Raw genomic sequence first — 9,287 nt, 5'->3', positions numbered from 1 at the left:
ATTGAAGCTGTTTAGGAAGTAGGCGGGCGGCCAATTCTACGTAGTAGAAGGACGGAAAAAGCCAGCCAATGAAAGGCAAGCCACGTGTGCAAGCAAGTTTCGAAGCGGACCAACAGGGCCTTGAAACTATCAAGCCAGGCGTTCAGCTGCTCAATGACGAGGCGACGGCGGTAAAGTTCGGGGTCGAGTAGCGGGGTATCGTCATCGGTCTGCCAGTCGGTCGCGCGGCAATTACGCGGGATGTTCACCTGGATGTCATGGCGGGCGCATGCCTGGCGCAAGCTGCTCACATCGAAGGCCTTATCAGCATTCAGAAACAACCCGTCCAGACCCAGGCCTGCCTCCTTAAGCCGGGCGCAGAGTTCGGCAAAGACCTCCGCCAACTGGAACGGGTCGTGGTGCTGCCCGGCCTGAGGCGTGGCCACGCCCAGCGGCTGGCCCTGGTTGTCAGCCACGAACAAGGCGTTGGTGGTGCGGGCCGCCTTGCGGCCCTGGTAGCCGACAGCCGTCCCGCCGTTCTTGGCGGGCGTATGGCGGCCGTCGAGTTGGGTGCCGGAGAGGTCGAGCAGGCGACGATGCAGGCGCAGTAGTGTGAGCCACAGCTTTTGCCAGGCTCCCTGTTTGCTCCAGGTATGGAAGTGGCAGTACACGCCCTGCCAACTTAGGGGTTCGCCGCTGAATAAGGCGGCCACCGGTAGCCAGCGCCATTGGCAGCCAGTTTTGAGTTTGTAGAGAATGGCTCCCACCACCTCGGCCGGTGCAACCCGGCGGCGGCGGCCGGTAGCAGGAAAAGGTAGGTGGGGCAAGAGCCAGGTCACGATAATAGCTTTGGGCAGGACTTCCATGGCAATGGGCAGGAGTGAGGTAGGTCGCACCCCAAATTTCTCCCCGCCGTGGGAGTTTTTTTGTTTACACCCTACTTCCTAAACAGCTTCATTAGCTAACGTGTAGCGGGCAATGTGGAGTGTCAAAGGCTTATTGATACTGCTGGGATTGCCCAAGGTCAGGTGTTCGGGAAACGGCGCGAAAATTGCCAAAACGCTCACCGCCGGGATGCTGCGCGTCGCCCTGGTTTTCGACACGAAGTTGGACAGCTGGTTAATATAGGGTTTGCGAATTTTGTCTCCGGGTTATGGCAGGCATATAACCCCTAAAAAACCAAGGGCAATGAGGCGCTGGCCTTCGAGGCCGAGGCCACTCTGACCTTGGCCTTGAAGGCCGCGGTAGAGAATGTAGTCCATGTATATTGTATATAAGGAGTGCCAACGCGAAAATGCAGAATATTGGTTAAAGTTACGTGCTAAGAACGGTCGTTCTAAGAACGTAACCTGCGTACTTTTGTACTGGAATTTATACCCATGCCCTCCTGCCGATGAATTATGTACTATACCTGCGGGCCTCGACCTTGCGCCAGGGCCAGAGCGGCCTCGGCCTCGAAGGCCAGCGCCTCATCGCCCACCGTTTCCTGCAGCCCGGCGACCGGATTGTGTCCGAATACATCGAGGTCGAGAGCGGACGCAAGAACAACCGGCCGGAGATGGCGAAAGCCATCGTGGAGACCCGGACCGCCGGGGCCACGCTACTCGTGGCCGAGATGTCGCGCCTGGCTCGCAGTGTCTACTTCACCTCGAAGCTGATGGAAGAGCGGGTCCGCTTCAAGGCCTGCGACATCCCCAACGCCGACGAATTCACCATCAACATCCTGGCCGCCGTGGCCCAGAAAGGGGCCAAGGATATTTCCGACTCCACCAAACGGGGCCTATCCGCTAAAAAGGCCCGGGGCTTTACGCTGGGCAAGCCCGAAAACTTTACCCCCGAATCGCGTGCCCTGGGCCGGGCGGTAGTGCAGCGCAACGCACAGGAGGCCGTACCCAACAAGCAGGCCCGCCGGCTGGCCACGTTGCTGCGCCGGGACGGGCTCACGTTGGAGGGGATTGCGGGCGAATTAAACGCGCACGGCTACCGCACGCGTCGGGGCAAAGAATTCCACAAGACCACAGTTCGGCGCTTGCTTCAGGGGACGGTCCCGTCAGAGCCAGCCGATGAAACGAAGCCGCATATTCACCCTGTCTGAAGGGGAGGCAGGGCATAAAAACTCATTCTAGTCGGATAGATGGCTCACCAATTTGGTTACCCGGGTATTGTATTTTACCGGTGCTATGCCGTACGCCATCAATCAATTTTAATTGCTCGGCGTCGGACGTAGCCTCGGTTAAATTTAAATTTTCTATCTGCCTGAAAAACTCAACTGCCTGATTGTAGTACGCTACCGCATGCTTCAACACCACATGAATTGATTCCGAAAGCCAAGCGATGCCCAATTCCAGTTCGAAAACAATCACCTCGTGACTGTCGCGGTACTGCGGGCGGCGCGTGAGGCGGTTCCATTGAACGTTTAACTTGACGGCGGCCAGCAGCAAGGCCGTCAATGCTTTGGAGGATGCCCGGGTTAGATTTTTTTGATAACACAAGACAAACTCCGGGCTGTCCAAGACGTTGAGCAAGTAAAAATGTCCGCCACCCCATTGAACGTGGGCGATGCTCAAGGGCCGGTATCGCCCATCCGGCAAGTGGGTCATCCGATTTGGCGCGCAGGCGTAGGGGAAAAGCGAGCGGCCCGGCCCCAAGTGACGGCCGGGATTATTGATTTCAAGGACGTTTACCAAGCAGCCACGTTGCTGCAAGTGCGTGCACGCTTGCTGAAATAACAGATTCGCGGGCAACGGGTCGGCTTCCCCTACCAGTGCGTAACCGGGTCGCGCCCACAAAGTGTCGACTACTTTCGGGTCCGCAAAAACGGGTGGACGCGATATCAAAAGCCGCGCGGCCCATGGAAAATCCTGGGTGACGGGAATATAAGCAGCCGGCAGCAACGGGTCGTGACCGCCGCGGCCGAACTGCCGAAAACCTTCCGGTACCCCCGCCGCTGGCAACGTCTTCGGGGTAGGCCTGCGCCCTTGCAACATGTCCCGAAACGCGGGGTGTGGCAGCGCAGAAAAAGGGCTCGCGTTCCTCGAGCCAGCCCCCAGCGGGTGGTACACTACCGCTTTAAACGAGTGCCAGGCCGGCGATGGAAGAAGCCGGCTAACCCAGAAATAATGCTGTTTGCCAACCGCAAAGGATACCCCCCAAGCACTCGCTTTGACGTTCCGGCCCAATTGTAAATAAACCTTGGCAAAAGCTTGTGCGATTTCGCGGTTGGCCTCGCACGCATGCCACGTGGTTGCGAGGTAGCGATGGGCCTGCTCAATGCTGGCACGGTACGGCGAATTAAACAAAAGTTCCGCTAAAACGATGGCTTCCTGCCCGCCCAGGGAGGCCGCTGCGACGCACAGGTGAGCGGTAAAAGCAGTGCTTGTGGAAGGTGCCGCAATGGGCCAACACAGGGCGTCGAGGGGTAACCGAGAAAACAGGAAGTTGCTCAATCCCCCGGCCCCTTGGTAACAGAAGGCGCGCAGTAATTCGAAGCACGGAACCAGTAGCTGCTCCTTATGCCCCTTTATAATAGCGTACCAAGCGTCGGGGCAAGCCGCCTGGAGAAACCCGGGGCGACTGTTTTCCAAAGGGAACAAGTCCGCCAAACGGCCCACATCGGGTGCTTGCTTTCCCAGCACCAACTGACGGCGCCCGGTATAGGTATCACTCCCTTCATCTAGCAGCTCGCCGCTCGCCGACCAGACCGTCCCGGGAACGAGCAGTGTCGCCAACTGCATCGGAATGGGTTGTTGAATGCGCTCCGCCTCATGGGTCGCGCGCGCCCCGTGCTGGAGTGGGCTAAAGTACACTAGGGCCTCGGGCTCGAGGTGGTTGGCTTGCTGTGCGCGGACAGGACCTACTTCTACTAACTGATACTGGGTGGTTGCGAGACCCGGCGAAACCGGGGACGGCAAACCTCCGAAGAACCCACTTCCAGCCATGTTAACGGTTCGCTATTCCTATTAGATTAATGAATGTATTGAAGTGACTAAATGTAAGGTATATTAGCAATTACTCGTGCTCATTTACTTCTACTCGTGCTCATCTTCTTCTACCTATGCTCATTTACTTCTACAATTTACACATCCCTAAATAATTGACACTAGTTTTCCAAACTTAGGTACCATAACTGTTCATTATCGGACCTAAGTTTTGCCTACCTTTGAGCTGCTCTTGCGACCCTCAGCTTTTGCCTCAACTTTTGTAAGTGCCCCAAAGAACATGGCTTCAACGGGAAAAAAGAACCTGCTGGCCGTGACCGGCGACCTGCCGGCTCTGGCGCTGGCCAACGACCTGGCCGGCCAGGTCGCGCCGAACGTCGGTCGTTACTTAACCTTGGGTCTTGAAGGCGCCGAGAATACTCGACTCGCGTACTCGGCCGACTTGCGGAGCTACGAGGCTTTCTGTGCCGCGCACGAGTTCACGCCCTGGCCGGCGGCCGTGGCTACGCTCGCCAGCTACGTCGCCCACCTAGCCGACATCCCCCGCAAGCTGGCCACCATCAACCGGCACCTGGCCGCCATCGAGAAAAACCACCAGTTGCGGGGGCTGCCCTCGGCCATCAGCGCGCCGGCGCTCGACGTGCTGCGCAAGGGCGTCGCGCGTGTGGTGGGCAAAAAGCAGAAGCAGGCCCCGGCGTTTTCGGTAGCCCACCTCAAAAAATGCATTGCCGAGCTTGACTTGAATAGGCCCGAGGGTGTACGCGCGCGCGCAATCCTTCTTAATAGGCTTCACGCTTAATAGGCTTCACGGGGGCCTTCCGCCGCTCCGAGTTGGTGGGCCTGAACCTGGAGCACGTCGAGCTGACCGATGCGGCCCTGGTGCTGAGCTTGCCCAAAAGCAAGACCAACCAGGCGGGAGAATTGGAGCAAAAAGCGGTTTTCTACGCTTCCAATCCGCTGTTTTGCCCCATTCGGGCTTACAAGGCGTGGGTGGAATTGCTGAGCGGCCGCACCGAAGGGCCAGTATTCGTCTCGCTCGCGCGGGGTAAGACTGGTGAGGCGGGCACCCCATCGCGCCGGCGGCTGTCGGACCGCCGTGTGAACTTGCTAGTGAAGGAGCATTTGGGAGCAAAGTACTCGGCCCACTCCCTACGCGCTTCCTTCATCACCACAGCCAAGCTCAACGGCCAGTCCAACGAGTTCATCAAAAACCAGACGAAGCAGAAAACCGACGCCATGATTAGCCGCTACTCGCGGCTCGATGACATCATTGCTTATAATGCGGCCCACTCGCTGGGTCTGTAACGTCAGCCAGGCTTCGGCAATTGATATTCTTTGAGTGAGCATTACTTGGCAAGGACTACAATCTGCCGAGTGTTTAGGTAGCAGCATGAGCGTGACGCATAACGTTTTTGACAATGAAAGAGCTACTAAATCCGCAGCATCCGCACGCCAAGTACCACGCTCAGCAACTACAAACGCTGCGCGAGCTTCCCGAGGCCCAGCGTGAAGAAACGGCGCGGCTTTTCCGCATAGGCAATGCGTCTTATCGCTACCACCAACTGGCAGCCGCAGCCAAACCCACGGAAACGGATTTTGAGGAATGGCTGGTGGGTTTGCCAGACGGGATGCGGCGGGCAATGCAACAGGAAGGATTCGAGCAGTGCCGTATCACCCAATCCTTCACGCGCTACGTCTTGGAAAAGCGTGACGTAGGCTACGATGATTTTCTAAAATCTATTCTGTCTCCCGCCGGCTGGGCTTATCAGCGGCAATTTGCTTAGTCACAAGAGGCCTTCTTATTTCACTTTAGTGCAAGCAGCCTCACTAGGAAAGAGCCACTTTCACAATTCATGATTGTTGCTGTGCTTGCTTCACTTTCTCGATTAGGAAGGTGAAAATTTCCTGCTCGATGTCAGCGGTTGTGTAAAATGTTTTATCCGCTTTCCAGCGAGGCTGCTCGCCCGGCCCAATGTCGAACGAGTAGGCTTTCTCCCTGATTGGTTGCTTAGGGCGCTGACTAGGAGGCATCTTGCCCAGGTTGAACGGAACGATACCTGGCAGGTACAGTGAGGTGGTCGGGTTAATCAGGAGAGAATTGGGTGGTAATTTCCCAATTCCATGGAAAAAGCCTCTTCCTCCAAACGGCCGCGCTATGATGCGGCCTTTCGGGCCGAAGCCCTGCGGCTGGCCAGCGAAAGCCGCTCGACGCTAGCAGTCGCGCCCTGAACCTCAACGCCAAATTGCTCTGTCAATGGCAAAAAGCGGCTCAGCAGCCCTTGCCCGCTGACCCGGCCGAGGCCGCTGAAGTGCGGGCCCTGCGCCTGGCCAACAAACGGCTGGCGCAGGAGCTGGAGATTTTAAAAAAAGCCATCGCTATCTTCTCGCATCCCCCGACCCCGTGAGCCAGTTGCAGTTTATTGACCAGCAACGCGTTCACTATTCGGTGCACCTGCTCTGCCAGGTCTTACACGTCGTGCCCAGCCGCTACTACGCTTGGTGCCAGCGCGCTGTGCCGAAAACGGAGCCAGCCTGGGAAACGGTGATGGTCGACGTGTTTGACGACCACCAGCGGCGCTACGGCACGCGCCGGCTGCAGGTCGAGCTGCGCGAATTGGGCCACCGCGTGGGCCGGCAGGCGCTGCGGACAGCCCTGCGCCGCCATGGACGTAAGGCCTTACAGCCCAAAGCTTTCACGCCCCGTACGACCGATTCGACCCATGGCAAGCGCTGCGCCCCCAATTTGCTGCTCGACCAGCCCAAGCCCAGCCAGGCCAATCGGGTGTGGGTCAGCGATATCACCTACCTGCCCCTGGCTAACGGCAACTGGGTTTACTGCTGCGCCTTCCAAGACGTGTGCACCAAGCAGGTCGTGGGCTGGCAGGTGCGGGCCGACATGCCCGAAGCCCTGGTGACCACGGCCTTGCAGCGGGCCCTGCTCGCGCAACGGCCCGCTCCCGGCCTCATCGTCCACTCCGACCGGGGCGGCCAATATGTAGGCAATGCCTACAAAACCCTCCTGCGCGATGCCAAGGCCCAACGCTCGCATAGCCGCCGCGGCGAGTGCTACGACAATGCCCAGGCCGAGAGTCTCTGGTCGCGCCTCAAAACCGAACTGCTCGAACTTCGCGAGTGGCCCGTTTTTAGGGACTTGGCCGATGCGCAAGCCAGCGTGGCCGCGTATTTTGACTACTACAATCACAAGCGCCGCCACTCCAGCATTGGCTATTTAAAGCCTTATCTCTTTCATCAACAACAACTTGCCAATATCACCTAATTCTCTCCTGCTCAACTAGACCACCTCAGTCTAGTAGCATTGGCACCCAGCGAATTAATTGTAGACGGCCAGTTTGCTTATACCCTAAACGACACGAGCGGACCACCCTGGCCCGCTCGTATCATTTCCGCCCTACACCTCAAAATGCGGCCGGTCCTTACATCTTTTCGGGAGTATTTAGGCAGCTGCATTCAAGAAGCCTCGTTCGTTACTGCGTGTCAAGAGTTCGGTCTTGAACGGTAAGCGCACCGGTTTGGATTTAAGAACCTATTGCTTTTGGTGGCATTTCCTTCGCTTCACTTCCAGTCTGAACCACCGGTTTCGGCTTGGATTTAGGCGGGGGCATTTTATCAAACATCAAGTGTTTTGCCCGGCCTGCATTCATTTCTAATTGCGTTATTTTTTGATGTTTGTCCCTTTTGAATTTAATAAATACCCCATACAACGCAAAGAGCTCCTTGTCCAAGTATTCGAGCGGTTCATCTTTAGTCTTGCTGTCGGCAAGCACAAGTTTTTGGTCTTTCACGAAGAGAGTGTACATGTATTCCAGTTCTGGGCTATAGTACGTGCCCGCGTACGCTTGCAGCAGCTTCGCGTGAGCGGCCGCGTCCAATACCACGGGGTTGATTTTTTGAAGTATTCGCTCGTTATCCGGCCAGGTTTGCACCACTTGTACCGAACCATCGGCCTGTTTGGTAAAAACAAATTTGCTATTAACCCCGACCCTTAAAGACGAGAAGGTATTTTTTTCAACATTCGCCAGCAGGTACTCCGCCACGGGTGACTTCCAGTAGAACTTGCCGTTTTTCAGGCTGTAGCTGAACCGCGCGCCATCGGCGGCATAATAGTCTCCGGTGAAGTCCTGAAACGCGGCCGCATTGGCCAGCTTGGCCTTACTGCTGTCCGCGAGGGCCTGGGCGACCGCTGGCTTCTTCACGCCCTTGTCCTTCAGCAACAGGTCAATCATTTCGTACGCCCGGGCCGACGGGTTGCCCTCGGCAAGGTTGCTGAACACAATGACCCCCATTTTCGCTTCGGGAAAAACCGACACAAATGTTCGGAACCCGGCGTCCGCGCCGCCGTGGGAGTACTGCTTCCAGCCACGGTACTCGTCCACATTAAGGCCCGAGGCGTAGGGAATCTGCTTGCCGTTGTTTAGCACGCCGTTGCGGGTGAGTTCGGCCAGCACCTGCGGGCTCCTAATTTTGGGGGCGTAAAAATTCATCACCCACTTGGCCATGTCCGGCACGTTGGTAAACAAACTGGTGGCCCCAGAATTGGCGTAGCTCAATACGGAATTCTTGTACGTGGTTTTGTTTACGGTTTGGTAGGAGTAAGCCCGATTCGGCACCATTTCCTCATGATCATCATGGATATGGGTGTGGCGCATTCCCAGGGGCTTGAAAATGGTCGAGTCCGCGAACTTTCGTAAGCTCTGGCCCGAGGCGCTTTTCACGATTTCGGACAGCATGGTGAAGCCGCTGTTGGAGTAGCTGTACTGTTCGCCGGGGGTGAAATCCAGTGCCTGCTGCCGGCTGAGGAGCTTGATGATGTGTTCTTGGGTTATCACATCGTCCGACCGCGTGCCGCTTAATTCCAGTAGCGTCCATTGGTCGCGCACGCCGCTGGTGTGGTTGAGCAGGTGGCGGATGGTAACTGTCTGCTTCAAATCCGGAAACCAGGGCAGGTACTTGCGCACGTCGTCGTTGAGGTTCAGCTTCCCTTCTTTCGCCAACAATAAAATGCAGTACGCCGTGAACTGCTTGGAGATCGAAGCCATGTGGTAGATGGTTTCGGGCGAGTTAGGAATGCTGTATTCGAGGTTGGCCGACCCGTACCCCTTCGAATAAATCAGCGAGTCATTTCGGACAATGCCAATGGTAAACCCCGGGCTGCTGGCAGCATTCCACTTGCTAAACAAATTGTCTATCTGCTTCTTGGTGGCTTCCGGCAGTGCCTGTGCTTGTATTTTATCCTGTGCTTGTGTGCTACAAGGAGAAACAACCAGCATCAGCAGCGCCACTGCCGTTTTAAGTAGAAAATTATTCATGCACTGCTAATTTTTGGAATGGTAGGGATTGCGCCGCAATATA

At 56.6% G+C, this 9,287-nt stretch carries 9 protein-coding genes; 6 read left to right on the top strand and 3 right to left on the bottom strand.

What is annotated here, in order from left to right; all coding sequences use genetic code 11:
• Positions 1–11: 11 nt before the first annotated feature.
• Entirely contained in the window at positions 12–845 is an 834-nt protein-coding gene (locus AXW84_RS11295; RefSeq protein ID WP_068232900.1) for an IS5 family transposase, read from the bottom strand.
• A 527-nt stretch (positions 846–1,372) separates the two neighbouring features.
• On the opposite strand from AXW84_RS11295, the gene AXW84_RS11290 reads away from it, so the two are divergent.
• Positions 1,373–2,074: a recombinase family protein gene (locus AXW84_RS11290; protein WP_068232896.1), complete on the top strand. Its 702-nt coding sequence runs from the start codon at positions 1,373–1,375 to the stop codon at positions 2,072–2,074.
• A gap of 22 nt (positions 2,075–2,096) precedes the next feature.
• Here AXW84_RS11290 and AXW84_RS11285 read toward each other — a convergent pair whose 3' ends face one another.
• Positions 2,097–3,707 carry a hypothetical protein gene (locus AXW84_RS11285; RefSeq protein ID WP_157886956.1) on the bottom strand — a complete coding sequence of 537 codons (1,611 nt, stop codon included), beginning with the start codon at positions 3,705–3,707 and terminating at the stop codon, positions 2,097–2,099.
• A 490-nt stretch (positions 3,708–4,197) separates the two neighbouring features.
• On the opposite strand from AXW84_RS11285, the gene AXW84_RS24855 reads away from it, so the two are divergent.
• The 5 genes from AXW84_RS24855 (at position 4,198) to AXW84_RS11260 (ending at position 7,194) form a co-directional block, all read left to right on the top strand.
• Entirely contained in the window at positions 4,198–4,716 is a 519-nt protein-coding gene (locus AXW84_RS24855) for a site-specific integrase (RefSeq protein WP_068232889.1), read from the top strand.
• 35 nt (positions 4,717–4,751) lie between these two features.
• A complete protein-coding gene (locus tag AXW84_RS24850) occupies positions 4,752–5,222 on the top strand; it encodes a hypothetical protein (RefSeq protein ID WP_157886955.1) in 471 nt (156 codons plus the stop codon).
• Between the two features lie 113 nt (positions 5,223–5,335).
• On the top strand, positions 5,336–5,701 hold the full coding sequence (locus AXW84_RS11270; protein WP_068232883.1) for a hypothetical protein: 366 nt from the start codon (positions 5,336–5,338) through the stop codon (positions 5,699–5,701).
• 495 nt (positions 5,702–6,196) lie between these two features.
• Positions 6,197–6,322, top strand: coding sequence for a hypothetical protein (locus tag AXW84_RS26210; protein ID WP_257722078.1), 126 nt, complete (start codon positions 6,197–6,199; stop codon positions 6,320–6,322).
• Positions 6,319–7,194, top strand: a complete 876-nt coding sequence (locus AXW84_RS11260) for an IS3 family transposase (protein WP_071891040.1) — start codon at positions 6,319–6,321, stop codon at positions 7,192–7,194. The genes AXW84_RS26210 and AXW84_RS11260 overlap by 4 nt, the downstream gene beginning before the upstream one ends.
• Positions 7,195–7,453: 259 nt before the next feature.
• Here the strand turns inward: AXW84_RS11260 and AXW84_RS11255 are convergent, their stop codons facing one another.
• A complete protein-coding gene (locus tag AXW84_RS11255; RefSeq protein WP_082773839.1) occupies positions 7,454–9,244 on the bottom strand; it encodes a serine hydrolase domain-containing protein in 1,791 nt (596 codons plus the stop codon).
• Positions 9,245–9,287 lie beyond the last annotated feature (43 nt).

Source organism: Hymenobacter sp. PAMC 26628 (assembly GCF_001562275.1).
In the GTDB taxonomy this organism is placed as follows: Bacteria; Bacteroidota; Bacteroidia; order Cytophagales; family Hymenobacteraceae; genus Hymenobacter.
This window is presented reverse-complemented; position numbering and strand designations above follow the sequence as displayed.

Excerpts from the sequence above, each read along its gene's own strand:
- AXW84_RS11295 (WP_068232900.1), bottom strand. The coding sequence starts at position 845 with ATGGAAGTCCTGCCCAAAGCTATTATCGTGACCTGGCTCTTGCCCCAC.
- AXW84_RS11290 (WP_068232896.1), top strand. The coding sequence starts at position 1,373 with ATGAATTATGTACTATACCTGCGGGCCTCGACCTTGCGCCAGGGCCAG.
- AXW84_RS24855 (WP_068232889.1), top strand. The coding sequence starts at position 4,198 with ATGGCTTCAACGGGAAAAAAGAACCTGCTGGCCGTGACCGGCGACCTG.
- AXW84_RS11270 (WP_068232883.1), top strand. The coding sequence starts at position 5,336 with ATGAAAGAGCTACTAAATCCGCAGCATCCGCACGCCAAGTACCACGCT.
- AXW84_RS11255 (WP_082773839.1), bottom strand. The coding sequence starts at position 9,244 with ATGAATAATTTTCTACTTAAAACGGCAGTGGCGCTGCTGATGCTGGTT.